The organism is Arthrobacter sp. ISL-65, assembly GCF_018613795.1.
In the GTDB taxonomy this organism is placed as follows: domain Bacteria; phylum Actinomycetota; class Actinomycetes; order Actinomycetales; family Micrococcaceae; genus Arthrobacter.
Genome location: NZ_JAGGPN010000038.1, coordinates 163,948 through 190,946, shown reverse-complemented (window position 1 = coordinate 190,946; position 26,999 = coordinate 163,948). Strand labels below are relative to the sequence as shown.

The window sequence follows — 26,999 nt, the reverse complement described above, 5'->3', positions numbered from 1 at the left end:
TGATTACCGTGGAAATGGAGCTGGTGGTGGACCACGCCGGCGTCGATGAATCGCATGAACTGGCCGGTGCGGACCGTTCCGGCTGCCGCACTCAGGCTGAAATTGCGGACATCGACCTCCCGGGCTGAGCCGGACATCAGCGTGTCCTCCTCCGCGTCCGGTTGAGCGCCTCATCCGTGGAAACTGCCAAGGACTGGAACCGCTGCGTCCGTTGAGGGGTAAAGTAGCGGGGCTGGAGTCCGGATTGACCACCAGCAGGGCGCCGAAGAGGCCCAGCGTCCGCTGGACCGGGTCTGCTGTCGGATCGGCCGGGTCGGCCCCGGGGTCGCAGTACAGGTAGGTGCCTTCCGCGGGCGCCTTGAAGGTCAGGGTCTTGGTCTGGCCCGGTTTGATGGCGCCGGTGCCGACGTGAACGTTTGCTGCGCCTGCATGCAGGAACTGGAGTGCGTGGTCCTGGGCCAGATGATTGGTCACCCGAATGCTGATGGTGCTCCCGGTCTCGGCGATGAGCGTCCTATCGGGGAAGAAGCTGGCCCAGCGGGCGCGGTGGACGAGGAACTGGCCCGGATTGGCCGGATCCTTGGCCGCCGGGGCCGGCCGTCCCTTGGGCGGGACCGCGGCGCTAAGTGGATAGGTCCGGCTTGCCACGACGGAGCCGTTGCGCCGGAACACCCGGGGGCTCACGAAAAGGCTGGGCTTGGGGTCCTTGACCGCAGTCGGCCGGTCGCCGTAGCCCCGGTGGTAGACGAGCGTTCCGTCCACCATCGGAAGGTATCCGTCGTTGACGTGCAGGTCCAGCGGGCTCATAAGGATGCCTTGGCGACCGTCAGCAGCGGAAGCGCAAGGGCCTGCGGGGCATCGTCCTCCAGCCCTGTGTACTCGATTTCCATGGCCACCGAATCGTGCGGGGCCAGGTAACTGATCCAGACCTTTTCGGTGGCACCGGCGGCAATTGTGCCGTGGCCGCGGTCGGCGTCCTGTGGGGCTACCGTGATGCCGGAGGGCAGCAGCTTGAGGCGCAGTTGTCCCGGGCTGAACAGGACCGGCTCGGGCCGGACATTGGTGAGTGCCACTTCGAGCACGACGACGTCGCCCCACGTGAAGTTTCCGGGCTGCGGCCAGTCGAAGTCCAGGAGGGGGTCGCCGTGGTGGTCGTCCACCGCGGCACCCCGGCGGCTGGAAACGCGCTGGATTCCGGGCTGGCCTGCTGCAGCGGCCCTGCGCGTTCCGTCCGTGACCTGCGATACGGCCGAGGCGAGCGGCGTGGCTGCAGGCTGCCCCTGTGCATCAAGCCTGGCCAGGCGTCCGGCGTCGACGAGGGAAAGTGTGCCGAAGGTTGTGAAGAGTCCGGCTCCGCCGCCGGGTCTGCTGCGGGAAACGATGCCGTACGTCCCACCGCCCACCAGCAGGAGCGCTCCACCGCCCACAATAAGTCCAAATTGCCGGCGGCTCAGGGGCGGCACGGCAGAGGCCGGCGAAGAAAAATTCATGATGGCTCCCCAATATGGTTTTCACGGGCAACTTCAATGCTGCGCGGAGAACCTATGGAAAGCTTGTGGGGTTCTGTTTGTCAGAACATATGCAGGTTAGGCGGAGTTCCTGCGTGCGTCGATGTCCTGCAGATCGGCGGAGCCCTGCAGGGGACCGGTATTCGACAGGCTGCCCGCAGCGACGCCGCTGTGGTCCACGGGGCACTCGGCCTTGGACGCGGCAGCCGGCTGCTCCACGGTGATGCCATACAGGGTTTCCAGCGCAGCGACGTAGTCGTCCTGCTGGCCGTTGGACGCCAGCTCCCGGGCGCGCACGGTGGGGACGTGGAGCAACTGCTTCACCATGCGGCGCAGCGCAAACTCCACTTCTTCGGCGGCGGCGGTGCAGCCGTGGCGGGCGCGCACCTTTTCCATTTCCGCGTCGAGCACGTTCATGGTGTGGCGGCGGAGGGCCACAATGGCCGAATCCACGGAGCGTGCTTCACGTTCCTGTTCAAACGCCTGGGCAGCGCCGGAAACCATGCCGCTGGCCTGCGCGAGGGACTCCGCCTGCTCCTGGGGCGCTGCGAGCCGCACGGACTCCAGCGTCAGCAGCTCCACGCCGTCGAGCTCTCCGACCGCGGGATCAAAATCGTGGGTGAGTGCCAGATCGATGGCGATCAGCGGCTGGGCGGATCCGGCGCGGACCTGGGCGAGCTCGGCGGCTTCCACCCTCGTGTCCGAGCCGCTGCAGCCGATCATGACGTCGGCGGCGGCGACGGCCGCGTGCAGGGTGTCGCCGTCGAGGGCGGTCCCGCCGCGCGTTGCCACGAATGTGGCTGCGCGCCCTGACGACGAGAACACCGCGATGTCACGGCAGCCGCGTTCGCGGAGCAGGGCCATGGTGGCGCCGGCGTAGGCGCCGGTGCCGAACACCACGACCTTCTTCTTCGACCAGTCGGTCTCTTCGGAAAGATCGGTGGCGAGGTCGAGTGCCACCGAGACAATGGACAGCCCGCGGGAGCCCAGGGCTGTCTGCGCGCCGACATCCTTGGCGGTCTTGGAGGCGGCTTGGAACAGGCGGACCAGCCCCGCGCTGGCGGTGCCCTCATGCTGGGCCGTGATCAGGGCCCGGCGCACCTGCCCGGCAATTTCACGTTCGCCTACGACGGCGGAGTCGAGTCCGGAGCTCACGGCAAAGAGGTGCTCGGTGACCTCGGGGCCGGTGCGGGTGCTGAATGACCGGGACACCAGCTGCTCGCTCAGCCCGCTCGAATCGCTGATCTGGCCGACCAGGGCGGCGCGTGCGGCCTCGACGTCGTCGGCGTGCGGCGCCTCGCCGTAGATTTCGTAGCGGTTGCAGGTGGCAAGGACCACCGCGCCCTTGACCGCCGGCGAACCGGCGAGGGCGGACGTGGCAATGCCAGAGGAACCGTTGCTTAGCTGAGCAACGGTTTCGAGGTCGATGTCGGCGTGTGTAGCCACCAATGAGAAAAGAACCACAGCACGACAATCATAGCTTTTTCGCAGGCGCGTAGAACAACCCTTTATCCGGATACCCGGTTTGCGGGCCTGTGATTCCTGCCACCCCTTAGTGGGACTGCCGCGGGTGACAGCCTGTCGTTATCTTTTAGGGGCGATTTTGGGCACAATCAAAGGCATGACTTCTAGCGCTGTAACACCCGCCGGTACCGGACTCGACGCAGGCCATCCGCTTCGCGACGGACGCACTGCTGACTCTCCGCTTATTACGGCGTACCGCGGCGGCAAGCCAAGCCGCCGCCCGGTGTGGTTCATGCGCCAGGCGGGGCGTTCCCTGCCGGAATACCTGAAGGTCCGCGAGGGCGTTGCCATGCTGGATTCCTGCCTGCGCCCCGAACTGGCCTCGGAAATCACCCTGCAGCCGGTGCGCCGGCACGACGTTGATGCGGGCATCTTCTTCTCTGACATTGTCATTCCCCTGAAGCTGGCCGGCGTCGGCGTTGACATCGTGCCCGGCGTCGGGCCGGTCCTGGACAAGCCCGTGCGGACCGCCGCCGACGTCGCCGCATTGCCCCGCCTCACTGAGGAGTCGCTGGAACCCATCCGGGAAGCCGTCCGGATGACGGTGGATCAGCTCGGCAAGACCCCGCTCATCGGCTTCGCCGGCGCGCCTTTCACACTGGCCGCCTACATGGTGGAGGGCCGGCCCTCCCGGGACCACCTTGGCCCGCGCACCATGATGCACGCTGACCCCGAGACGTGGACGGCGCTGGCCAACTGGGCCGCGGATGCCTCCGGCCTGTTCCTGCGCGCCCAGCTGGAGGCGGGCGCCTCCGCGGGCCAGCTGTTTGACTCGTGGGCGGGCTCCCTCGGCCTGGCCGACTACACCCGCTTCGTCGCCGCAGCCTCGTCCCGCGCCCTGGACCACGTCCGCGACCTGGCCGCCCCGCTGATTCACTTCGGCACCGGCACCTCGGAGCTTCTGGTGGCCATGCGCGACGTCGGTGTTGACGTCGTAGGCGTGGACTACCGGCTGCCGCTGGACGAGGCCAACCGCAGGCTGGGCGGCACCGTCCCGCTGCAGGGCAACATCGATCCGGCACTCCTGTCCGCCCCGTGGGAGGTCCTTGAGGCGCACGTCCGCGAGGTCATCGCATCGGGTGCTGCGGCCCCCGGCCACGTGCTGAACCTCGGCCATGGCGTGCCGCCGGAGACGGACCCGGACGTCCTGACTCGCGTCGTCGAACTCATCCACTCCATCTCTCCGGAGTAGAGGCCGTGGCTGCGGGCAGTCCTCCGGTTGCCGGACGCACGGCACTGGTGGTGGGCGGCGGCATCTCCGGGCTCCTGGCCGCCCGGGAACTGGCCCGGGCGGGCCTCCGCACCACGGTGCTGGAAGCTGCCGAAGCCTGGGGAGGCTGCGTCGGCAGGCATGACGTGGCCGGGCTGACCCTGGACAGCGGGGCCGAGTCCTTCGCCACCCGTTCCACCGCTGTGGCTGACCTGGCCGCTGAACTGGGGCTGGGCGGGCATATTGTTGCCCCGCGGCCCGGCGGCGCCTGGGTGCAGCTGCCGGGCGGCCCCCGTGAACTTCCCAAGACCGGTGTTCTGGGCATCCCGGCCAATCCGTGGGACCCGGAGGTCCGCCGCTCGCTGGGCCTGGGCGGCTCGCTGCGCGCCTCGCTGGACAAGCTGCTGCCCGCCTCCGTGGGGACCACCGCCGAGGTTTCCAGCGTCTCCGCGCTGGTGCGGGCCCGGATGGGACGACGGGTCCTCGAGCGGCTGGTGGAACCTGTGGTGGGCGGCGTGCATTCGGCTGACCCCGGACTGCTCGACGTCGATATGGTGGCCCCGGGCCTCCGGGCGGGCATCACCCGGCACGGTTCGCTGGCTGCGGCCGTGGCTGCCCAGCGCAAGGGGGCAGGAACGCAAACCACGCCAACTCCGAGCTCCCCAACGCAGGGCAAACCTGCCAAGGCAGGCTCCGCCGTCGCCGGCCTGAAGGGCGGCATGCACACCCTCGTCACAGAGCTCGTGGCGGACCTCCGGGCGCGCGGCGTGCAACTGCTGGCGGGGGCGGCAGCGACGGCCGCTGAACGGACCCCGAACGGCTGGGAGGTAGCGGCGGGGGAGGGCAGCTACGCGGCCGACGTTTTGGTGGTTGCCCTGGACGGACCGTCCGCAGTGCGGCTCCTCCGGGAAGCGGTCCCGGCGCTGGCCGGGCATCAGCCCGGGCCCGGGCCTGTAGTCAAACTTGTGACACTCGTTGTTGACCTCCCCGCGCTGGACCGGCGGCCGCGCGGCACGGGAATCCTGGTGGCCCCGCAAACGCAGGGAATCCAGGCGAAGGCCCTTACGCATGCCACCGGCAAATGGGACTGGGTGGCGGAGGCGGCCGGACGCGGCAGGCACGTGCTGCGGCTCTCCTACGGACGCAGCGAGGGGGTGTCAGCCGCTGCGGCTGGCGCCGTGCCGGGGCCGCAATCGGCATCGGATGAGGCATTGCTTGACACGGCTTTGCAGGATGCGTCAGCGCTGCTGACGGTGCCCGTCACACGGGAGACGCTGGTGGACTGGGACGTCGTCAGCTGGGCCGGAGCGCTGCCGTTTGCCGCTGTGGGGCACCGGCAGCGGGTCGCTGAAGTCCGGCAGATCTGCGCCGGCACGGACGGACTGCTGATGGTCGGCGGCTGGCTGGCCGGCAACGGGCTGGCGGCTGTGGTGGCCGACACGAAAAAGCAGGTCGTGGCCTTCCTGGCGTAGGCGCCCCCACCTCCCGGACGGTTCCCGGGAGGCAGCTTACCCGCCGCCCGCGATACCTCCTGGCTGGCCTGTCCGCAAGTTTTCCCCAGCGCGAAATTGTGTCTAGGGTCGATGACTATGGTCAATCAGAAGTCCGATGGTTTTCGTTCGCTGACTGGTTTCCATGGGGGTCTTCGGCGCGGCACAGCAGCGGCAGCGTTCGGAGCGGTACTGGTCTTGTCCGCAGGGGTTCCTGCATCCAACGCTGCTGCGTCCGAGCTGCCCGCATCCGACCTGCTGGGCGATTCGGAGCAGACCGGCAGTGCTGCAGGGACGGGGCTCGGCGCTACTGTCGACGCCGCCGGCCTCGAAGCCTGGGCGGCTGCCGCCCTGTCGAATCACCGCAAGGGCGAAGGCAAGTCGAACGGCGGGAAGTCGGACGGCGGAGCGGCCGGCCCCACCGAGCCTTCGCCAACGGACGAGCCGTCGCCCTCTGAATCGCTCCCGCCGACGCTGGCGCCGCTGGTCCCGACGCCGGTTCCATCTGTGACCCTCACAGCCAGCCCGACGCCTGACCCGTCGATTACTGCCTCGGCCGCGCCCACGCAGGCCGCTCCGGCGCCGTCCGATCCGGGTCACACCGAGCCGGGTCACACCGAGCCGGCGCCGTCGCCCGCGCCGACCTCCTCGGAAGCCCCGACCTCTTCCGGAACGGCGACGCCCTCCCGGCCAGCCCGGCCATCAGGCTCTCCGGAAGCCCCTGAACCGTCCGAAACACAGCCCTCGGGCACGCAGTCCTCAACGGGAACGGGAACTCCGTCGCAGTCGGGAACCCCGTCGCCGTCGGGCACCTCGTCGCCGTCGGGCACCTGGTCAGGATCCCCGGCCGGAACCGGCGGCTCTTCCCCGGCCGGATCAGCGCCGGCCGGATCGGCGCCTGCCGGATCCGCCCCCGGATCCCCGGCACCGGCGGCCGAAGGTACCGCAGCGACCACCGAAACCCCGTCCGCGGACGCGAGCCCGTTCGGGGAAATCACGGGTCTGTCAGGCGGCGCCAGCCTGCGGGGACGCTCGGCCGCGGGCGTTGCCGGCGGAGTCTGGGGCTCGGCGCAGCTCGCGGGACCCAACAACATGGCGACGATCAGCTCGCCATACATGAGCGGACCAGCCGAAACTGCTGTCATGGGCCTGTCACGGAATGGGACTATTGAGCCGCAGGTGTGGTGGGGTGCAGGGCTCCTCGCGCTTGCCGGGGCGGCGGGTGTGGCGGCAGTTCGTATCCGGCGGTCGCTGTGAAATTAGCCACTTCTACACGACGTAGAAGTTGAGTTTTTCGACTTAGGCCGCATGGAAGGGGCAGGATAGTAACCATGAGCCACACTCCTGCCGAATCTGTCACCAAAACCGAAGAATCAGCCGAGCAGTTCTTCACCCTCTGGACCGTTTTCAAGCGCTCCGCCGAGGCCCTCCGCAGCGCCGATGCCGCCGAGGATTTCGACGCCCTGGTGGCGCGCCTGGCCGGGGGAGGGGTTACCCACCGCGGAAGCTACGACGTTTCCGCCATGCGCGCCGACGCCGACGTCATGGTCTGGCTCCACGGCCCCAAGCCTGAGGCGCTGCAGCAGGCCATCCGTGACATCCGCCGCAGCAAGCTGTTCGGGGGAACCGAAATCGTCTGGTCCGCCATGGGCGTGCACCGTGAAGCGGAGTTTGCCAAGAACCACACGCCGGCGTTTTCCCGGGGCGTGGAGCCGGCGGAATGGCTGTGCGTGTACCCGTTCGTCCGCTCCTACGAGTGGTACCTGCTGCCGGAGAACGAGCGCGGCACGATGCTGCGCGACCACGGCCTGCTGGGCCGCGACTTCCCGCAGGTCATTTCCAACACCGTGTCATCCTTTGCCCTCGGCGACTGGGAATGGATCCTCGGCCTGGAGGCGCCCGAGCTAGTGGATCTCGTTGACCTGATGCGCCACCTGCGTTCCACCGAAGCGCGCAACCACGTCCGCGAGGAGATCCCGTTCTACACCGGGCGGCGGATCACCGCGGGCGAGATCGCCGAGGTCCTCGCATGAGTCCGTTGGACCAGCAGGAAGACGCTGCGAATCCCGTCACCGAGACCGGCAGGCTTGCCCCCAAGGAATACGACGGCGTCCTCCTCGCCTCCTTCGGTGGTCCCGAAGGCCAGGACGATGTCATCCCGTTCCTTCGCAACGTCACCCGCGGCCGGGGAATCCCCGATGAGCGCCTTGAAGAGGTATCCCACCACTACCGCGCCAACGGCGGCATCAGCCCGATCAACCAGCAGAACCGCGAGCTGAAGGCCGCCCTCGAGGCTGAGCTGGCCGCGCGCGGCATTGACCTGCCCGTGCTGTGGGGCAACCGCAACTGGGACCCGTACATTCCGCAGACCCTCCAGGACGCTTACGACGCCGGCCACCGCCGGCTGCTCATGCTCACCACCAGCGCGTACTCCTGCTACTCCAGCTGCCGCCAGTACCGCGAGGACATCGGCATGGCCCTGACCGAAACCGGGCTCGACGGCAGGCTGGAAGTGGACAAGGTCCGCCAGTACTTCGACCACCCCGGCTTCGTGGAGCCCTTCGTTGCCGGTACGGCCGAGGGAGTTGCCGGGGTGCGCGCGCAGCTTGCCGCCGCCGGTAAGCCTGACGCACCCATTCACGTTCTCTTCGCCACCCACTCCATCCCCACCCGGGATGCCGTGGCCGCCGGCCGTTCCGAGGACGAGCCCCGTGAGTTCGCGGAGGATTCCGCCTACGTGGCCCAGCACCTCGCCAACGGCGCGGAGATCATGCGCCGCGTGGAAGCCGATTCCGGCCTGTCCGCCCCGTGGTCCCTCGTCTACCAGTCGCGATCCGGCGCCCCGCATATCCCGTGGCTGGAGCCGGACATCAACGACGCCATCGAAGACCTCGCCAAGCAGGGCGTCGCGGGCATCGTCATCGTGCCGCTGGGCTTTGTCAGCGACCACATGGAGGTCGTCTGGGACCTCGACACCGAAGCCCTGCAGACCTGCAAGGGGCTTGGACTAGCTGCCACACGCGTGCCCACGCCGGGGACGCACCGCCGCTTTGTCGAGGGGCTCGTGGAACTGATCTGCGAACGCACGGTAGCCAACAACATCGCGGACCGCCAGGCCCTCACCGGCCTCGGCCCCTGGTACGACGTCTGCCGCCCCGGCTGCTGCGAAAACTTCCGCGGCGAAAAGCCCACCATTGCCGGCGCCGACACCACCGTCGGCCAGGGGCACGACCCCTACCCGGCCGCCGGGCAGGACGCGAAGTGACAGTACGGATCGGCACCAGGGCGAGCAAGCTCGCCCTGACCCAGACCCAGCAGACGGCCGACCGGCTGGCCGCCGTCGGAGGTTTCGACGTCGAACTCGTCCATGTCCGAACCGACGGCGACGTCCTCACCGGCTCGCTGTCCCAGATGGGCGGCACCGGCGTCTTCGTGGCCGCACTGCGCGACGCGCTGCTGCGGAACGAGTGCGACGTGGCTGTCCACTCCCTGAAGGACCTGCCCACGGGTTCCGCCCTGGGCCTGACGCTGGCCGCCACCCCGCCCCGCGTGGACGTCCGGGACGTCCTCTGCGCCCGGGACGGGCTCAAGCTGGCCGACCTGCCCAAGGGCGCCCGCGTCGGCACCGGCTCTCCCCGCCGGGCAGCGCAGCTCCGCGCCGTACGCCCCGATCTGGACATCGTGGACATCCGCGGCAACGTGGACACGCGGCTGGGCCGGGTGCCCGGGCTGCCCGGCAACGCCACCGACGCGGTGGTTGCCGGGAAGTCGTGCGACCTCGACGCCGTCGTCCTCGCCGCCGCCGGACTGGAACGGATCGGCCGCCTGGACACCGTCACCGAATACCTGGAGACGGACATCATGCTCCCGGCAGCAGGCCAGGGGTCGCTGGCCATCGAATGCCGCACAGCCGACGCGCCCCGCCGGGCCGGCTCCACCGAAGGGTCGCAGGGCGTGCTCGCCCAGGCACTGGCCGCCCTTGACGACGCCGACACCAGGCTTGCGGTCACGGCCGAACGCGCACTGCTTGCCCGGCTCGAGGCAGGCTGCGCCGCCCCCGTGGGCGCGTACGCCTACCGGAAGGGCAGCATGCTCCACCTGGAAGCCGTGGTCTGCGCCGTGGACGGCACCGCCTCGGTGCGGGACAAACGGGCGACGGACGGACTCACCGAGGTGGGCGCCACCCTGCTCGGCGTCGAACTGGCCGAGGTCCTGCTGGCAGCGGGGGCTGCGGACATCGCGGACCTGACGGCTTCCTGACCGCAGCCGGCCACCGAATGGGAACGACGAGCGGGGAAAACCCGGCGGGCGGGCGCCCGCTGGAAGAACGTCCGCTGGACGGGCTCCGCGTCCTGGTGACGCGGAGCCCCGAGCGGTCCGGGCCCCTCACGGAGGCACTGCGGCTGGCCGGCGCCATTCCCCTCCTGCTGCCGCTGACGGCCGCCGAACGCGCCCCGGACCAGGTAGCGCTTGACGACGCCTTTGAGGCGCTGGGCGCGGGCAGCTTTGAGTGGCTCGTGGTCAGCAGTGCCACCACCGTCCTGGCCTTGCAGGAAAAGGCGGCAGAGCGCGCCGTGAGACTGGGCGACTGGCTTCCGGCCGGAACCCGAGTTGCCGCGGTGGGCCCTGCGAGCCGGACGGCGCTCGAGGCTGCGGGGATTGCCGTGCACTTCGAGCCGGAGCAAGAACATTCAGCCGCCGGGATCGTCAACGGATGGCCCGGCGGGCCTGCCGCCGTGCTGCTGCCGCAGGCCGATATCGCGGCCCCTGCGCTGGCCCGAGGGCTTGCGTCGAAGGGCGCCCGGGTGCGCACTGTGGTGGCCTATTCCACGGTGGACTTCCCGGCAGAGCCGGCGCGGCGCCTTGGCCAAAGTGGCAGTGAGGGCACCGCCCCGCTGCCGCTGCTGACGCCCGCCGAAGCGAAAGCCGAGGTCGACGACGGCGCCTTGGCCGCCGTCGTCGCCGCCTCACCCAGCGCGGTGCGGCGCATCGGCGCCACCCTGGTGCCGCTCGGCTCCTGCCGCCTCGTGGCCATCGGCCCGGCGACAGCGGCTGAGGCGGAAGCCCTAGGACTCGTCGTGGCTGCCACGGCCCGGGAGGCCACGCCGGAAGGGCTCGTAGCGGCCGTTATCCGGGCAGTTGCCCCTAACAACCACTCATCAACAGCAGGCCCACAGTGAAGGACAGGACATGAGCTTTCCGCACCACCGCCCCCGGCGGCTCCGCACCACCCCCGCCATGCGCAGGCTCACGGCTGAGCACCGGCTTGCCCCGGCAGACCTGATCCTTCCCGCGTTCATCCGCGAGGGGCTGTCGGAGCCCAACCCGATCGCCTCCATGCCGGGCGTCGTGCAGCACACCACCGATACCCTCAAGCGCGCGGCAGCCGAAGCCGTGGAGCTGGGCGTCGGCGGCATCATGCTGTTCGGCATTCCCGAGACCCGCGACGCGGAGGGCACGGCGTCCCTGGACCCGGACGGGGTGCTCAACAAAGCCATCCGCGACGTCCGGTCCGAGGTGGGGGACAGCCTGGTGGTGATGAGCGACGTCTGCCTGGACGAATTCACCGACCACGGCCACTGCGGCGTCCTCGACAGCGACGGCTACGTGGACAACGACGCCACGCTGGACATCTACGCGAAGATGGCAGTGGCCCAGGCCGACGCCGGCGCCCACGCGCTGGGCCCGTCCGGAATGATGGACGGACAGATCGGCGTGATCCGCCAGGCCCTGGAAGACGCCGGCCACGTGAACACCGCCGTGGTGGCTTACGCCGCGAAGTACGCGTCGGCGTTCTACGGCCCGTTCCGGGAAGCGGTGGACTCGCAGCTGAAAGGCGACCGCAGGACCTACCAGATGGACGCTGCCAACCGCCGCGAGGCCATCCAGGAGGTGGAACTCGATCTTGCCGAGGGTGCGGACATGGTGATGGTCAAGCCGGCCATGAGCTACCTTGACATCCTTGCCGACGTCGCCGAGATGAGCCCTGTGCCGGTTGCCGCCTACCAGATCTCGGGTGAGTACGCCATGATCGAGGCCGCCGCCGCCAACGGCTGGATCGACCGGCGTGCTGCCATCACGGAGTCTGTCCTCGGCATCCGCCGCGCCGGCGCCAACATCGTCCTCACGTACTGGGCCAGCGAAATAGCCGGCTGGCTGAAGGAATCCTGATGCCGGAGGCGGCCACGGGCCAGACCACAGCACCCACCGCTCCGGTGGGTCCCGGCCGAATCCTGCTGGGCCTGAACACTTTCGGCGACGTCGGAGTGGACGGTGCCGGCGAGCCGAAGCCGCATGCCCAGGTGCTGCGGGAGCTGCTGGACCAGGTGGTGCTGGCTGACGCCGTCGGCCTGCACGCCTTCGGTGTGGGGGAGCACCACCGCCGCGACTTTGCCGTGTCCGCCCCCGAGGTGTTCCTGGCGGCCGCCGCGGCAAGGACCACGAACATCAGGCTCGGTTCGGCCGTGACCGTCCTGAGTTCGGACGATCCCATCCGCGTGTTCCAGCGCTTCTCCACCGTGGACGCCCTGTCCGGCGGCCGCGCCGAGGTCATGCTGGGCCGTGGCTCCTTCGTCGAGTCCTTTCCGCTGTTCGGCCTGGACCTGGCGGACTACGAGGTGCTGTTCGAGGAGAAGCTCGAGCTCTTCGACAGGGTGCGGGCGCAGAAGCCGGTCCACTGGGAAGGGCGCACCCGGCCGGCCCTCGCCGGGCTGAGCGTCTATCCGCCGCTGGAGCACCACCTGCTGCCGGCCTGGATCGGCGTGGGCGGCACCCCGGAGTCCGTCCTGCGGTGCGCGGAGTACGGCTACCCGATCATCTTTGCCATCATCGGCGGCCAGCCCCGCGCCTTTGCTCCATTGGTTGACCTGTACCGTGAGGCGATGGCCAAATACGGCCAGCCGATGCAGCAGATCGCCACCCACTCGCCCGGCCACATCGCCGAGACCGACGAGGCGGCCCGCGAGGAGCTCTTCCCGCACTGGCTTGCCCAGCGGAACAGGATCGGCGCCGAGCGGGGGTGGGGCCCGGGAAACCGGCGGGAATTCGACGCCATGTGCGGTCCCGAGGGTGCCCTGTACGTCGGCTCACCGGAGACGGTGGCACATCAGATCGCGCTGCTCAAGCGGAACCTCGGCGTCGACCGCTTCGACCTGAAATACGGCAACGGCACGCTGCCGCACGAATCCATGATGCGCTGCATCGAACTCTTCGGCACCGTGGTGGCACCGCGGGTGGCCGAGCTCCTGTCCGGTGAAACCTTGTCCGGCGACACTCCCGCAGACTGAAAGAATGGGAACCATGACTTCCAGTACCCCTCGCAACGAGGAACTCTTCGACCGCGCCCGCCAGCTGATGCCCGGCGGCGTGAACTCCCCGGTCCGCGCCTTCGGTTCCGTCGGCGGCACGCCCCGCTTCATGGTGGCGGCCAAGGGCCCTTACCTGACCGATGCCGACGGCAAGGACTACGTGGACCTGGTCTGCTCCTGGGGCCCGGCCCTGCTGGGACACGCCCACCCTGCCGTCCTCGATGCCGTGCACGCCGCGGTGGACCGCGGACTCTCCTTCGGTGCCTCGACCCCCGATGAGGCCAACCTGGCGGCCATCGTCAAGGAACGCGTTTCCGCCGTTGAACGGCTGCGCATGGTGTCCACCGGGACGGAAGCCACCATGACGGCTATCCGGCTGGCCAGGGGCTTCACCGGCCGCAATCTGGTCATCAAGTTTGCCGGCTGCTACCACGGCCACCTCGACGGGCTGCTCGCGTCCGCAGGCTCCGGCGTGGCCACCCTTGCCCTGCCCGGTTCCGCCGGCGTCACGGCCGCCACCGCCGCCGAGACCCTGGTGCTGCCCTACAACGACCTCGGCGCCGTCGAGGCCGCCTTCGCCGAGCACGGCCCCAACATCGCCGCCGTCATCACCGAGGCCGCGCCGGCCAACATGGGCGTGGTCACGCCCGGCGAGGGCTTCAATGCCGGCCTCTCACGGATCACCGCCGCCCACGGCGCCCTGCTGATCGTCGACGAGGTCCTGACCGGCTTCCGCACAGGCTATTCGGGCTACTGGGGACTTACCGGCGGCGCCACCGACGCCACGGAGAAGTGGACCCCCGACCTGCTGACGTTCGGCAAGGTGATCGGCGGGGGCATGCCGACGGCGGCCCTCGGCGGACGTGCCGATGTCATGGACTACCTCGCGCCGCTCGGTCCCGTCTACCAGGCCGGCACGCTGTCCGGGAACCCGGTGGCCATGGCTGCCGGCGTCGCCACCCTGACCCACGCCACCCGGGACGTGTACGCGTTCGTGGACGCGCGGTCACTGGAACTGTCCGGCGCCCTCTCCGCCGCGCTGGATGCGGCCGGCGTGGACCACTCCATCCAGCGCGCGGGCAACCTCTTCTCGGTGGCGTTCGGCACGTCCGAGCACGGCGTGCACAACTACAGCGACGCCCAGAAGCAGGAGGTGTTCCGCTACGCGCCCTTCTTCCACTCCATGCTGGATTCGGGCGTCTACCTGCCGCCGTCCGTCTTCGAGGCCTGGTTCCTGTCCGCGGCGCACGACGATGCCGCCATGAACCGGATCTTCGAGGCACTGCCGGCCGCCGCGGAGGCGGCCGCCGCAGCGAAGGCCTAAACCGCCGTCGGACTTTCTCCTGATTAAAGAACTCTGGCACCCGCCGCGGCGGGTGCCAGAGTTTTTTGGTTCTCGGTGTCCTGCTGGCCTAGAAGGCCACGGTCACGTCACCGTTGGGCCATTCCTTCTGGATGAAGGCCTTGACCTCGGCGGAGTGCAGGAGTTCGTCCAGCTTCTTGATGCGCGGGTCGTCCTTGGACTCCGAGCGCCAGGCCAGGAAGTTGGCGTAGGGATTGTTCTCGGTGGATTCCACGGCCAGGGCGTCGGTGGTGCTGAGCCCGGCCTTGAGGATGAAGTTGCCGTTGATCAGGGCCAGGTCCACGGAGGGATCCTTCAGGTCGTTGATCAGCAGTTCAGGCTGGTTCTCGGAGAACTTCAGCTTCTTCGGGTTCTGGGCATCAGTCAGGCCGATGATGGAGGTGTCATCCTTGATGTCCTTGACCAGGCCGGCCTTTTCCAGCACCCGGAGCGCCCGGACCTGGTTGGAGGGATCGTTGGTGATGGCGATCTTGGCGCCGTCCTTGATCTCGCTGATGTCCTTGACCTTCTCGGAGAAGGCGGCGTACGGCTCGATGTGGACGCCGGCGCCGTGGCCAAAGTCGTAGCCCTTGGTTTTGACCTGGTCCTCGAACCACGGCAGGTGCTGGTAGTAGTTGGCGTCCAGCGAGCCGTCGCTCAGCGCCGTGTTGGGCGTCTGGTAGTCCTCAATCTCCTTGATGTCCAGCTTGAGGCCGGCCTTCGGGGCGAGGTCCTGGTTGAGGAACTCAAGGATCTTGGCCTGCGGAACGGGGCTGGCACCGACGGTGAGGGTGACGGGCTTGGCCGGATCAAGTGCCTGGCTGGACTCGGCGCTGGGGGCGGAGGAACCGCCGCACCCGGTCAGTGCCAGGGCCGCGGCGATGCCGGTGGCGAGGAGGGTGAGTGATTTACGCATGCGATGCGTTCCTTTCAAAATAACCTGGATCCCCGACGGCGGCGCCGGCGAGATCCGATTCAGGTGCAGTGAGCGGCTACTCCCTGCGGTGAAGACTTTTAGCGGTGGTCCAGGCTGCGGGAGATCCATTCGCCCGTGAGCTGGATGAGCTGGACGAGGACAATGATCAGCACGATGGTGACGATCATGACCGTGACGTCGAAGCGCTGGAAGCCGTAGTTGTAGGCGAGTTTGCCCAGTCCGCCGCCGCCGACGAGACCGGCCATGGCGCTGTAGCCCACCAGCGTCACAACAGTAGTGGTCGCGGCTGCAACGAGCGCGGGCAGGGATTCGGGCAGCATCACCTTGCTGATGACCTGCATCCGGGTGGAGCCCATCACCTGGGCAGCGTCGATCTTGCCGTGGTGGACGTCGCGGAGACAGGCCTCCACCAGGCGGGCGAAGAACGGAATGGTTCCGATGGAGAGCGAAACGGAGGCAGCCACCGGTCCGAGGCTGGTCCCCACGAGGAGCCGGGCGAGCGGGATCAGGGCCACCATCAGGATCGCAAAGGGGATGGATCGGGTGATGTTCACGACGATGTCGCTGACGATCCGGTTGACCACCGGCATGGGCCGCAGCCCGCCGGGGACGGTGACGTGCAGGAAGACGCCGAGCGGCAGTCCGACCAGCACGGTGAAGAAGGCAGAGATTCCCACCATCTGGAGGGTCTCGACGATGGCCTCCGGCAGTGCCTTGGCCAGGACAGGGTTGCTGAAGATCTCGTTCACTTGGAGTCTCCCGTCTCGGCGGCGAAGTCAGTGTCCGCCGGGGCGAATTCAGCGAGTTCCGCCTCGTCGGCGGTGGAACGGGCCAGCTTGGCGCTGATGCCGCGGTCGCGGAGGTAGCCCAGGACGGCGTCGCAGTCGGCGTCGTCGCCCAGCTGGACCCGCAGGTGGCCGAACTGCTGGCCGCCGAGGGTTTCGACGCTGCCGGCAAGAACGTTCAGGTCAATGTCGAAATGCCGTGCCACTCCCGTGAGCACGGGCTCCCTGGCGCCGTCGCCGGAGAAGAGAATCTCCAGTACCGGCCCGGCCTGGAGCGCACCCTTGATGACTTCCGACGCCGGCAGGGGCAGAAGTGCCCGCGCCAACTTGCTGTCCAGGTCCGAGGCGACCTCGGCGAGCGGACCGGACTCAACGACCCGACCCTTGGACAGCAGGGACACGGACCCGCAGACGCGCTTCACCACGTGCATCTCATGGGTGATGATGAGCACCGTGAGCTGCAGGCGGCGGGTCAGGTCCTGGATCAGGTCGAGGATTTCATCGGTGGTGGCTGGATCCAGCGCGGACGTGGGCTCGTCGCACAGCAGGACGTCCGGGTCCGATGCCAGGGCGCGGGCGATGCCAACCCGCTGGCGCTGTCCGCCGGAAAGCTGGGAGGGGTATGCATTCTCGAAGCCTTCGAGGCCCACAATCTTCAGCAGCTCGGCGACCTTGGCCCGGATCTTGTCCTTCGGCGCCTTGACCAGTTCCATGGGATGGGCCACGTTTGCGGCGGCCGTGCGCGAATCCATGAGGTTCGCGTGCTGGAAGACCATACCGATGCGGCGACGGGCGGCGCGGATTTCCGAGTCCCTGACAGAGCTCAGTTCGGTACCGTCAATGTTGACCGACCCCGACGTCGGGCGGTCCAGCAGCGTCAGGCAGCGCACCAGGGTGGACTTGCCCGCGCCGGAGTGGCCGATGATGCCGTGGATGGAGCCTTTGGGGACAGAAAGCGAAACCCCGTCAAGGGCCACCACTTCCTTTTTCCCCTGACGGTAGACCTTGCGCAGGTCGGTGACTGTGATCATTTATCCTCAGGAGGTAGGACTTGGGCAGGGCATAGCACAAGCACGGTTCTGAACTAAATTATGTCAGCGCAAGGATATGCCAGCCACTTCCGAACATTGTTCGGCCGCTGGCACATCTACCGCACTATTGACTGGCGTTGTGCTCTTCCAGCCGCGTGAATGGCGGCCTTCGAGGGACTTCCTGAATCAGGATGACGGCGGGTTCACCGCCCGCGCTTTCGCCGGGTGCTGTGATCTTCGTCCCAGCGGGTTCCGTTCTGTTCCTGCCATGCCTCTGGCTTATCTCCGCCTAATTTTAGAAGCCGCCCCGGCTCGCGTCCTCCGGCGGCAGGACAGGCCAGTCGCCCTCGATGACGGCGGCGGGTTTGGTCTTGCGGAGGTACTGCTGGAAGTCGGCGGCCTGGCTCACGGCCCAGTCCACCTGAAGCTGGTGCAGCTGACTGGCCGGCATGTTCAGCTTGGGGAACTTGCCGGACATGGCATCGAGCATGCGCAGCGTTGCCAAGGCGTCCGCGGCAGATGTGTGGGCGTTTTCCAGGTCCACGCCGTACTCCTCGCACAGGGCGGTCAGCGTCCGCTTGCCCTTCCGGTACCGGTCCACCTGCTTGTTCATGATGTAGGGGTCCAGGACGGGGAACCGGCTCAGCTGAGGCACGCCGTAGCGGGCCGACTCGGCGGCCAGCACGGTGAAGTCGTAGCTGGCGTTGAACGCGATCACCGGGACGCCGTCGTCGAAAAGCCCCTGGAGCACGGCGGCGACTTCCTTGGTGACCTCGGCCGCAGGCCGGCCATGGCTGCGCGCGTGTTCGGTGGTGATCCCGTGGACCTCGCTGGCCTCCGCCGGAATCTCAACCCCCGGATCAGCCAGCCACTCATGCTCCCGAATCACGTTCCCGGAACTGTCCACCACGGTGACGGAAGCCGTCACGATCCGGGCGGCACGGGAGTTGCGTCCCGTGGTTTCGAGGTCGAATGCGGCCCGGGGGAGAGTGTTCCAAGTGCTCATTGCTCCAAATTACCCGGAGGCACCGACAGTCAAGGTGCTTGTCCCGCGCGTGTCCGGCAGGGTGTGGGAAGACACGCTGTGGGAAGACGCACACGGCGCCCGTCCTGACCGCTGCTGATGCGCGCCGGCCGATAGTCTGAAGGCATGCGGGCGGAGTACGTGGAGGCGGTTTTGGCGGTGGTTGACCTCATTCCGGCCGGTTCGGCGGTGGCTTATGGCGACGTCGCTGAGCTTCTTGGCGCCGGAGGGCCGCGGCAGGTGGGGTCCGTGCTGAGCCATTACGGCAGCGGCGTGCCATGGTGGCGCGTGCTGCGCGCAAGCGGACTGGCCCCGGACGGCCATGAATCCGAGGCCCTCGACCACTACCTGCAGGAGGGCACGCCCTTGCGCGGGGACTATAGCGAGTTTGCCAGGACGGGCGAAGGACGGTGGCGGGTGGATCTGACCGCTGCGCGGTGGTCGCCGTCGGACGCCGATTTTGACGCCCTGGACGTGGTTGCCGGGCGGCTGGAAGCGTCGCTGCGAAGTTTGTCAGCCCCGGGTGATGGAATGTCCGTGTGACCGCAACACTCGATCAGACCTCCCCCGATCAAACTTCCGCCGATCAGACTTCAGCCGATCAGGCATCCGCACGCATTTCGGAGCGGGACCACGCGGACTCTTTCTCTGCCGCGCCGTTTCGCCCTGCGGGTCTTCGTTTGCTGCCCCCTCGCCAGGTGCACTCGCGCGTTCCGGTCCTCACAGCGGACCAGCGGGCCGCCGTCGACGTGCCCCGGGGAGCTGGCCCCGTACTGGTCCCAGGAGCGCCGGGTACCGGCAAATCCACCGTGCTCATCGAAGCGGCAATCCGCCGGGTGGAAGCGGAAGGGGTGGACCCTGAGCGGATCCTCATTCTCGCCCCCGGACGGCTTGCGGCCGACACCCTGCGGGACCGGTTTACTGCCAGGCTGAACCGGAGCCTGAGCACCACTCCGGCCCGCACCTGGGCCGCGTATGCCTTTGACCTCATCCGCCGTGCCAAGGCGGAAGGGCTCCTGCCGCTGTCGAAGGCGCCTCGGCTCCTGTCAGGGCCCGAGCAGGACCTCATCATCAAGGAACTGCTGGAGGGCCACGCCCTGCCGGGCCTCGGGCTGCCCTGGCCCGATGACCTCACGGCCGCCCTGCCTACCCGCGGGTTCCGGCACGAGGTCCGCCAGCTCTTCGACCGGATTACAGAGACGGGCCGCACCGCCGAGGACCTCGCCGGCCTGGGCCACGCCTGCGGACGGCCGGACTGGATTGCTGCTGCGGCCCTCTACGCCGAGTACCGCGATGTCCTCGACCTTCGCATGCCGGAGGCGTTCGATCCTGCGGGCATCATCACCGCAGCCCGCCAGCTCTTTCAGGATTTCCCGGACTTCCTGGCGGCCGAACGCGACCGTCTCCAGCTGATTCTTGTGGACGACATCCAGGAGGCCAACCCCGCCGTCTTCGAACTCCTGGCCGATGTGGCCGCCGGCAAGGATGTCTACGTGACGTCCGCACCGGACACGGTGGTGCAGGGGTTCCGGGGAGCGCGGCCGGACCTTGTGGCTGAGCTTCCGGGCCTGCTAGGCGGCGGGGAACGGACGGCCGTTGAGAAGCCGCTGTCCCGTGCCCACCGCCATCAGCCGGCAGTGGCCCGGGCCTGGCTCGGGGTGGCGGACCGGATTTCCCTCCGGGCCGGCGGCCAGCTCGCCCGCCGTCTGGACCCGGTTGGCCCCGACCCTGCTTATATTGCCGGGGAACCGGGTGACGCCACCCAGCCGGCAAGAGGCACCGTGGAAGCGCATCTTCTGCCCTCGGCGGTGCATGAGCTGCGGTACGTGGCTCAAAGGATTCTCGAGGCGCATCTCAGGGACGGGCGGTCGCTGGAGGACATTGCCGTCATTGTCCGGAACGGCGGCCAGCTCAGCCAGCTGCAGCGCTATCTCTCGGGTCAGGGGATTCCGGTGCGGATTCCGGTGGCTGAATCCGCCGTGCGCGATGAAGTGGCCGTCCGTCCGCTGCTCGACGCTTACGCGGCGGCCCTGGACCCGGCAGTCCTCACGCCGGAATCCGCCGTGTCGTTGCTGACCTCCCGGATCGGCGGGGCGACATCCCTCGAACTGCGCCGGCTCCGCCAGTCGCTCCGGCGGGAGGAACTGCTGGGCGGCGGCGGCCGCTCCAGCGATTCCCTGCTGGTGGAGGCGCTCCTTGAGCCCGGGGCGCTCGGCTCACTCGGCATCGAGGGCCGCTCGGCCCGCAGGGTCGCACGGATGATCCAGGCCGGCCGGACGGCCGTTGCCGCACCCGGAGCCAACGCAGAGACAGTGCTGTGGGCCCTCTGGCACTCCACCGGCCTCGCGTCGGCATGGACAGCCGCGGCCCTTGCAGGCGGGCTTGTTGGAGCCCGGGCGGACCGGGACCTGGACGCCATGATGGCGCTGTTCCATACGGCTGAGCGCTACGTGGACCAGATGCCCGGATCCGGCCCCGAACAGTTCCTCGAATACCTGCTCAATCAGGAACTGCCCATGGACACCCTGGCGGCGCGTGCCCAGGTTGACGACGCCGTCGAGCTCATGACGCCTGCCAGCGCCGCCGGCCGGGAATGGCCGTTCGTCATCGTCGCCGGACTGCAGGAGGGCGTCTGGCCCAACACCCGCCTCCGCGGCGAGCTCCTGGGCAGCACACTGTTCGCGGACGCCGTAGAACATGGCGTGGAGTATGCGCTCCAGCTCGGCCCGCTGAGCCGGCTGCGGGAGATCCGCTACGACGAACTCCGCAGCTTTTCCACGGCGGTGTCCCGGGCCAAGGACGTGCTGCTGTGCACCGCCGTGTCTTCGGAAGATGAGCAGCCGTCCTCCTTCCTGGACTACGTCGCGCCGCTGCTGCCGGACCAGGAGGGGCGCGGCTACACCCCGGTGGAACGGCCCCTGACGCTGCGTGCGCTCGTGGCCGAACTCCGCCAGTACGCCCAGCTGGACGGCAGGCTGGCCGCAGAGGCGGATGAGGCCGTGCGTGTCCTCGCCCGACTTGCCACGGCGGAGCCGCCAGTACCCGGAGCCCATCCGAACACCTGGTGGGGGCTGGCCCCGCTGACGTCCGTGGACCGTGTTGTGCCTCCGGGCGGCACCGTCTACGTTTCGCCGTCCAAGGTGGAGTCGGTGCAGAAGTCGCCGCTGGATTGGTTCATCCAGGCCGCCGGAGGCGAAGCGGCCACGGACTTCGCCCGCAGCCTTGGCACCCTGGTGCACGCCATCGCCCAGGACCTTCCCGATGCCAGCGGAGCGGAATACCTTGCCGAACTCGTCCGGCGTTGGCCGGCCCTGGGCATGAAGGACAACTGGGAAGGCAAACTCGACTTCCGCAGGGCGGAAGCCATGGTCCGGAAACTCGCGCAGTACATCCTGGTCATGCGCAGCGAGGGCCGCCGCCTTGCCGGGGTCGAGCAGGACTTCGAGGTGAGTCTGCCCGAGCCCGGCGCTGTTCCCCGTGGGAACGTTCCCACCGATGAAGGCCCCCGGTCAGCCGTCCTGCGCGGGCAGGTGGACCGGCTCGAGATCGATGGCGAGGGGCGGCTGGTAATCGTCGACCTCAAGACGGGCAAACGGCAGCCGGGCAAGGCCGAACTGGGCAGGCACCCGCAGTTGGGCGCCTACCAGGCGGCCGTTCTGGCTGGCGGCTTTGGCGCCACCGCGGCATCCGAGGCCGAGCCCCAGCCCGGCGGCGCCGTGCTTGCCCAGCTGGGCACCACCACCAAGAGCCCGGGTATCCAGCACCAGGATCCGCTGGACCCGGCGGACAACTGGGCGATGGAAATGGTGAACGACGCAGCCGCGGTAATGTCCGGCCACGAATTTGAGGCAAGGCACGATCCCGCCAAGGCCGGTTTCGGCGGCCACGGCTGCCGGCTGCCGGAGGTATGTCCGCTGTGTGCGCGGGGAAAGCAGGTTACCGAATGAGCCGGACAGCGGAGCTTCCCGAGCCCAGGTTCAGTCCCGAAGAGTTGACCGTCCTGCTGGGTGAAAAGAACCTGCCCACCGCGGAACAGTCGGCCATTATCTCCTCGCCGCTTGCGCCCCGGCTCGTCATCGCAGGCGCGGGCTCGGGCAAGACCGCCACCATGGCCGACCGCGTCGTCTGGCTGGTCGCGAACGGCTGGGTCAAGCCGGAGGAAGTCCTCGGTGTCACCTTCACGCGCAAGGCTGCCGGCGAGCTGGCCAGCCGCATCCGCGCAAAGCTCAGTGCGCTGCAGCGGACCGCCACCGGCGACTCCGGTGGCGCCGTGGCAGGGACGCTGCTCAGCGCCGACGCCCTGGAGCCGAAGGTTTCCACCTACCACTCGTTTGCCAGCGGCATCGTCTCCGACTACGGCCTGCGGCTCGGGATCGAGCGGGATGTCGTGTTGCTGGGGGGCGCGCAGGCCTGGCAGCTGGCCAGTGAGGTGGTTGAAGCGTTCGACGGCGAGTACTCGCACTTCAGGGTGGCCAAGTCCACCCTCGTCAAAGCCGTTATCCAGCTCGCGGGGGAGTGCGCGGAGCACCTCCAGGACCCGGACGGTGTCCAGGGCTGGCTGATGCAGCGGCTCGCCGAGTTCGAGGCCCTGCCATATGTGGCAGGGGCAAAGAAGAACCCAAGCCAGGCTGCCGGCGAGCTGGGAGCCATGCTCCGGACGAGGGCAAGCGTGGCGGAACTCGTGGGGCGGTACGCCGAAGCCAAAAGAGCACGCGGAGCCTTGGACTTCGGCGACCTCGTGGCGCTCGCGGCACGCGTGGCCCGAGAGGTGCCCCTGGCCGCCGAGGTGGAGCGCCAGCGCTACAAGGTGGTGCTCCTGGACGAATTCCAGGACACGTCGCACGCCCAGCTGGTGCTGTTCTCCAGGCTCTTCGGGGACGGCCACGCCGTCACGGCCGTTGGTGATCCGAACCAGTCCATCTACGGCTTCCGCGGGGCGTCCGCCGGACAGCTGTTCCACTTCGTCAACGAGTTTCCGGTTTGCGAGGACGGCCAGTCAGGGACGGCGTCCCGGCGTCCCGCCCCCGTTTCGTACCTGACCACTGCCTGGCGGAACGGCCGCAACATCCTGGCCGCGGCCAACCTGATCTCGGCTCCGCTCAGCGCTGCCGCGGCGCAGGCCGGACCCGCGGGGCAAAGGTCCTCCAGCGCGGCGGTGGAGGTGCCTGCGCTGCGGCCCAGCCCCGCCGCGGTGCAGGGCCGGGTGCTGATCGGCCGTTTTGCCACCGATGAAGATGAAGCAGCGGCGATCGCCAAGGATCTCCTGAGGTTCCGGGCCACGGATTTCGACGGTTCCTCCTCGGAACCGCGCATCCAGCCTGCCATGGCCGTCCTGTGCCGCAGGCGCGCGCAGATGGAATGCCTCCGCAAGGAGTTCGAGGCCACTGGGATCCCGTACGAAATTGTGGGCCTCGGGGGCCTGCTGGACACTCCCGAAATTGTGGACCTGGTGTCCACGCTGCGGGTACTGGCCGATCCAGGCCGGTCGGATTCACTGATGCGGCTCCTGGCCGGTGCCCGGTGGCGGATCGGTCCGGCCGACCTCATGGCGTTCCGGGACTGGTCCTCGTTTCTGGCCAGGCGCCGCGGCATGGTCGATAACGGCCGCGGACTGGGCGGAAACGATCCGTCCGGCGACGAGGATGCTGAGGCCGCCGACGTCGTTATCGAGGGCGACATCACCGACGCCGCAAGCCTCGTCGAAGCCCTTGACTGGCTGCCCAAGGAAGGGTGGACGTCCGCGCACGGCCGCAGCCTGACCCCTCCTGCACTGGAGCGGCTGCAGCGCCTGGGCACGGAGCTGCGGCAGCTTCGTTCGCTGATGGGGGAGGACCTGACCACCCTGCTGGGCGAGGTCGAACGGGCCATGCTGCTGGACATTGAGGTTGCTGCGAGGCCCGGGTTCAGCATTCACCAGGCGCGGCGGAACCTGGATGCGTTCCAGGACGCGGCCGCCGGGTTCCTGCAGACATCCCACCGGGTGGACGTCCTGGCTTTCCTTTCGTGGCTGGAGGCGGCGGCATCGGAGGAGGGCGGCCTGGATGTGCCGCCCGCGGACGTCAATCACGAGGCCGTGCAGCTGCTGACGGTGCACGCATCGAAGGGTCTCGAATGGGACGTCGTGTTCGTGCCGGGCCTGAACTCGGGCGCGTTCCCCAGCAACCGTGACTCGAGGTGGAGCAGCGGTTCCGCCGCCCTGCCCTGGCCTTTGCGGGGCGACCGTGCCGATCTTCCGCAGTGGGATCTGGACCAGCCGGACCAGAAGGGGTGGCTGGACGCCGAGAAGATGTTCAAGGCTGACGTCCAGGCCCACGGCGAGGCTGAGGAACGGAGGCTGGCCTACGTTGCCTACACGCGGGCCAAGCACGTGCTCTGGGTTTCCAGCGGAGCCTGGGTGGGCGGGCGCGGCGGGATGGCGGAGATGTCGCCGTTCCTCGCCGAGCTGGCGCCGCTGGCAGAACAGGAAACTGCGGAAATCCACCCTGGCTCTGTCGATGAGGAATCCCTGCCACAGGAGAGTCCCCTGACCCGGGAGCTGGAGGTGGCGGCCTGGCCGTATGATCCGCTGGAAGGACCTGTGGACCCCCGCAGCGGGAACCGGTTGCGGCTTGTGCCGGGACGGCGGGAGGCCATGGACCGTGCCGCCGAGCGGCTGCTCACCGAGATCGCCGCGGTCGAAGCCGGTACGCCGGGGCTCCCTGCGGGCCAGGGTCTCCGCCCCCAGGCGGCGGGCTGGGAACGCGAAGCCGCACTCCTTCTGGAACGCCGCTTGAGGCGGGCCCGGAGCCGCGACGTTCATCTGCCCGGGCATATCTCAGCGTCCACCCTGGTGGACCTGGGGGAGGACGCCGCGGCCGTGGTCCAGCGGCTCAGGAGGCCTGTCCCGCGCGAACCGGGCATGTCCGCGCGCAAGGGCACAGCCTTTCATGCCTGGGTGGAAGAGTACTTTGGAACGGCGGGCATGCTGGATCTCGGCGAAGCGCCCGGCTCTGACAACCACATTGACGAGGCCTACGGCCTGGACGACATGGTGGCTACCTTCAAGGAATCCCGGTGGGCACACAGATCGCCCGCTTACGTGGAGGTCCCCGTGGAGACCCGGATCGGCGACGTCGTTGTCCGCGGCCGCATTGACGCAGTGTTCCGGGACGCCGACGGCGGCTGGGACCTGGTGGACTGGAAGACCGGCCGCCGGCCGTCGGCAGGGCAGCTGAAAACCAAGAGCGTCCAGCTGGCTGTGTACCGGCTGGCCTGGGCCAGGCTCAAGGGCGTGCCGCTGGAAGAGGTCCGGGCTGCCTTCTTTTACGTGGCGGACAACCATGTGGTGCGTCCGCACGACCTGGCGTCAGGCACCGAACTGGAAGGGATCGTGGCCGCCGCCCTGGCCGGCTAGGAAGCGCAGTGGCCCGGCCAGGTCGCCTTGGCCGGCTAGGTCGTTTTCGCGTCGACCACCGTGAGGGCAACGGTGGAGGTGTCGGCGCCCGAGGGCTTCCGGGCCGCGGCATCTTCCTGGGTCCCGTCTTCCGAACCGGTGGATTCGGCCTGGTCAGAGGCGCCAGAATCCTCCGCTGCCTCATCATCCGCTGTGCCCTGCGACGCGTCCTGGCCGGACGGCTGGTCGGTGGTGCCCTCGGCGTTCTCCTCGTCAACCGGGATGGGCGTCACCTCGACCGGGACCGGTGTCACGTCAACGGGGATGGGGGTGACGTGGACGGCGGGCATGGCCTCCGAGTTGTCGGTGGCGGCAGGGGCATCCACGAGACCGGGAGCGGCCGGTGCCTGGCCGGTTGGCGGGGAGTCGGGCTTGGCCGGAGGCAGGGGTTCCACGCTGATGGGCTGGCCGCCGTATTCGGCGATGTCCTCGGCCAGCGTGGAAAGCATGCCTTCCGCCTCGGCGATCATGTCGGCGTCGGCCGCCGCGATGCCCTTGACGAGGTACTGGGCGAGCGCAAATTCAGCCGAGAGCGCGGCCCGGCGCAGCAGGTGGTTGTCCGGCGCATCGCGGCGCTTCGCGGTGTAGTGCTTGACCACGGCGTCGACGAATTCGTGCTCATTGGATGCCACGAGCCAGGCGAGGTCGTCGGCGGGATCGCCGATGCGCAGGTCGGTCCAGCCGGTGACGGCCGTGACGCGGTGGTCCTCGACCAGCAGGTTGTCCTCGTGCAGGTCACCGTGCACCACACAGGGGTTGAAGCGCCAGAGCGAGACGTCTTCCATGGCGTGCTCCCAACGGCGGAGCAGGAGGGCCGGAATTTTGCCTGTGGTCGCGGCCATGTCGAGTTCGTTGAGCCTGCGCTGGCGAAACTCGTTCGGGGTGTAACTGGGAAGGTCGGCGTTGCTAACCAGCGCGCGGGGCAGGTCATGAATGGCCGCCAGCGCGCTGCCGATCTCCTTCGCCAGTTCCTGCGGGCCTGCCGTTAGCTCTTCAACGGTGCGCGTGGTGCCTTGGAGGTGCGAGTACACGAAGGTGGTCAGGTCCTGCTGCCGGACGGTGCCGGCCACGGTCGGCATGAGGAACGGCAGTTCGGCCCGGATGGCGGGCGCGAAGGCGCGCAGCACCAGGAACTCGGTCTCCAGCCTGGTGCTGGCTTCCGGGTGGCGGGGTGAGCGGACGCGCCAGCGCTTGCCTTCTGCATCAAGAAGGAGAGCCGAATCAAAGTCCGCCGGGTCATCCGGGGCAGAGCTCACAGCAGTCGGGCTCAGTCCGGGGACTGCCGCGGTGGCCACAGCTGCCAGTTCGATTGGTTCTCTTCTCACGGTTCCACGGTAGATTGAGCGGCGTCCAAGACAGCGATGTGTCGCGGCGAGTCTCGAGATCCGCACAAATATGGGTACCGCGGG

21 protein-coding genes are annotated in these 26,999 nt (G+C 68.6%); 13 read left to right on the top strand and 8 right to left on the bottom strand.

Annotation, left to right across the window (positions count from 1 at the left end; all coding sequences use genetic code 11):
- Positions 1 to 3: 3 nt before the first annotated feature.
- The 3 genes from J7I85_RS25115 to J7I85_RS16615 all read right to left on the bottom strand — a co-directional run bounded on the left by J7I85_RS25115 (position 4) and on the right by J7I85_RS16615 (position 2,972).
- Positions 4 to 807 (bottom strand): multicopper oxidase domain-containing protein, encoded by an 804-nt coding sequence (locus tag J7I85_RS25115; RefSeq protein WP_251024432.1) that lies wholly within the window; start codon positions 805 to 807, stop codon positions 4 to 6.
- Complete coding sequence (locus J7I85_RS16620) at positions 804 to 1,490, bottom strand: hypothetical protein (protein ID WP_214853714.1); 687 nt, start codon at positions 1,488 to 1,490, stop codon at positions 804 to 806. The genes J7I85_RS25115 and J7I85_RS16620 overlap by 4 nt, the downstream gene beginning before the upstream one ends.
- Positions 1,491 to 1,586: 96 nt before the next feature.
- Complete coding sequence (locus J7I85_RS16615; RefSeq protein ID WP_308159528.1) at positions 1,587 to 2,972, bottom strand: glutamyl-tRNA reductase; 1,386 nt, start codon at positions 2,970 to 2,972, stop codon at positions 1,587 to 1,589.
- A gap of 157 nt (positions 2,973 to 3,129) precedes the next feature.
- Between J7I85_RS16615 and hemE the strand changes: the two genes are divergently transcribed.
- The 10 genes from hemE (at position 3,130) to hemL (ending at position 14,363) form a co-directional block, all read left to right on the top strand.
- A complete protein-coding gene (hemE, locus tag J7I85_RS16610; RefSeq protein WP_214853711.1) occupies positions 3,130 to 4,224 on the top strand; it encodes a uroporphyrinogen decarboxylase in 1,095 nt (364 codons plus the stop codon).
- A gap of 5 nt (positions 4,225 to 4,229) precedes the next feature.
- Positions 4,230 to 5,714, top strand: coding sequence for a protoporphyrinogen oxidase (hemG, locus tag J7I85_RS16605; protein WP_214853709.1), 1,485 nt, complete (start codon positions 4,230 to 4,232; stop codon positions 5,712 to 5,714).
- 216 nt (positions 5,715 to 5,930) lie between these two features.
- Positions 5,931 to 6,989: a hypothetical protein gene (locus tag J7I85_RS16600; RefSeq protein ID WP_214853706.1), complete on the top strand. Its 1,059-nt coding sequence runs from the start codon at positions 5,931 to 5,933 to the stop codon at positions 6,987 to 6,989.
- Positions 6,990 to 7,063: 74 nt separating this feature from the next.
- Positions 7,064 to 7,765: a hydrogen peroxide-dependent heme synthase gene (hemQ, locus tag J7I85_RS16595; RefSeq protein WP_214853704.1), complete on the top strand. Its 702-nt coding sequence runs from the start codon at positions 7,064 to 7,066 to the stop codon at positions 7,763 to 7,765.
- Entirely contained in the window at positions 7,762 to 8,997 is a 1,236-nt protein-coding gene (locus J7I85_RS16590; RefSeq protein WP_214853702.1) for a ferrochelatase, read from the top strand. The genes hemQ and J7I85_RS16590 overlap by 4 nt, the downstream gene beginning before the upstream one ends.
- Positions 8,994 to 9,992, top strand: a complete 999-nt coding sequence (hemC, locus tag J7I85_RS16585) for a hydroxymethylbilane synthase (protein WP_214853700.1) — start codon at positions 8,994 to 8,996, stop codon at positions 9,990 to 9,992. Before J7I85_RS16590 ends, hemC begins: the two co-directional genes overlap by 4 nt.
- A 17-nt stretch (positions 9,993 to 10,009) precedes the next feature.
- Complete coding sequence (locus J7I85_RS16580; protein ID WP_214853698.1) at positions 10,010 to 10,912, top strand: uroporphyrinogen-III synthase; 903 nt, start codon at positions 10,010 to 10,012, stop codon at positions 10,910 to 10,912.
- 10 nt (positions 10,913 to 10,922) lie between these two features.
- Positions 10,923 to 11,903, top strand: coding sequence for a porphobilinogen synthase (hemB, locus tag J7I85_RS16575; protein WP_214853697.1), 981 nt, complete (start codon positions 10,923 to 10,925; stop codon positions 11,901 to 11,903).
- On the top strand, positions 11,903 to 13,018 hold the full coding sequence (locus tag J7I85_RS16570; protein ID WP_214853695.1) for an LLM class flavin-dependent oxidoreductase: 1,116 nt from the start codon (positions 11,903 to 11,905) through the stop codon (positions 13,016 to 13,018). Before hemB ends, J7I85_RS16570 begins: the two co-directional genes overlap by 1 nt.
- Before the next feature lie 13 nt (positions 13,019 to 13,031).
- Complete coding sequence (hemL, locus tag J7I85_RS16565) at positions 13,032 to 14,363, top strand: glutamate-1-semialdehyde 2,1-aminomutase (protein WP_214853693.1); 1,332 nt, start codon at positions 13,032 to 13,034, stop codon at positions 14,361 to 14,363.
- Positions 14,364 to 14,451: 88 nt separating this feature from the next.
- Here hemL and J7I85_RS16560 read toward each other — a convergent pair whose 3' ends face one another.
- The 4 genes from J7I85_RS16560 to J7I85_RS16545 all read right to left on the bottom strand — a co-directional run bounded on the left by J7I85_RS16560 (position 14,452) and on the right by J7I85_RS16545 (position 18,140).
- Positions 14,452 to 15,297: a MetQ/NlpA family ABC transporter substrate-binding protein gene (locus J7I85_RS16560; protein ID WP_214853690.1), complete on the bottom strand. Its 846-nt coding sequence runs from the start codon at positions 15,295 to 15,297 to the stop codon at positions 14,452 to 14,454.
- 98 nt (positions 15,298 to 15,395) lie between these two features.
- Positions 15,396 to 16,067 carry a methionine ABC transporter permease gene (locus tag J7I85_RS16555; protein ID WP_102971944.1) on the bottom strand — a complete coding sequence of 224 codons (672 nt, stop codon included), beginning with the start codon at positions 16,065 to 16,067 and terminating at the stop codon, positions 15,396 to 15,398.
- Positions 16,064 to 17,134 (bottom strand): methionine ABC transporter ATP-binding protein, encoded by a 1,071-nt coding sequence (locus J7I85_RS16550; protein WP_214853689.1) that lies wholly within the window; start codon positions 17,132 to 17,134, stop codon positions 16,064 to 16,066. Before J7I85_RS16550 ends, J7I85_RS16555 begins: the two co-directional genes overlap by 4 nt.
- 295 nt (positions 17,135 to 17,429) lie before the next feature.
- Positions 17,430 to 18,140, bottom strand: coding sequence for a 3'-5' exonuclease (locus J7I85_RS16545; protein ID WP_214853687.1), 711 nt, complete (start codon positions 18,138 to 18,140; stop codon positions 17,430 to 17,432).
- Positions 18,141 to 18,284: 144 nt separating this feature from the next.
- On the opposite strand from J7I85_RS16545, the gene J7I85_RS16540 reads away from it, so the two are divergent.
- From J7I85_RS16540 to J7I85_RS16530, 3 genes are all read left to right on the top strand, one after another.
- Entirely contained in the window at positions 18,285 to 18,701 is a 417-nt protein-coding gene (locus J7I85_RS16540) for an MGMT family protein (RefSeq protein WP_214853684.1), read from the top strand.
- Between the two features lie 74 nt (positions 18,702 to 18,775).
- Complete coding sequence (locus J7I85_RS16535) at positions 18,776 to 22,105, top strand: ATP-dependent DNA helicase (RefSeq protein ID WP_214853943.1); 3,330 nt, start codon at positions 18,776 to 18,778, stop codon at positions 22,103 to 22,105.
- The gene (locus J7I85_RS16530) at positions 22,102 to 25,551 is read left to right on the top strand and encodes an ATP-dependent DNA helicase (RefSeq protein WP_214853681.1); all 3,450 of its coding nucleotides are present in this window, start codon (positions 22,102 to 22,104) and stop codon (positions 25,549 to 25,551) included. Before J7I85_RS16535 ends, J7I85_RS16530 begins: the two co-directional genes overlap by 4 nt.
- Positions 25,552 to 25,586: 35 nt before the next feature.
- On the opposite strand, the gene J7I85_RS16525 is transcribed toward J7I85_RS16530, so the two are convergent.
- On the bottom strand, positions 25,587 to 26,915 hold the full coding sequence (locus J7I85_RS16525; RefSeq protein ID WP_214853679.1) for a macrolide 2'-phosphotransferase: 1,329 nt from the start codon (positions 26,913 to 26,915) through the stop codon (positions 25,587 to 25,589).
- Between the last annotated feature and the right edge of the window lie 84 nt (positions 26,916 to 26,999).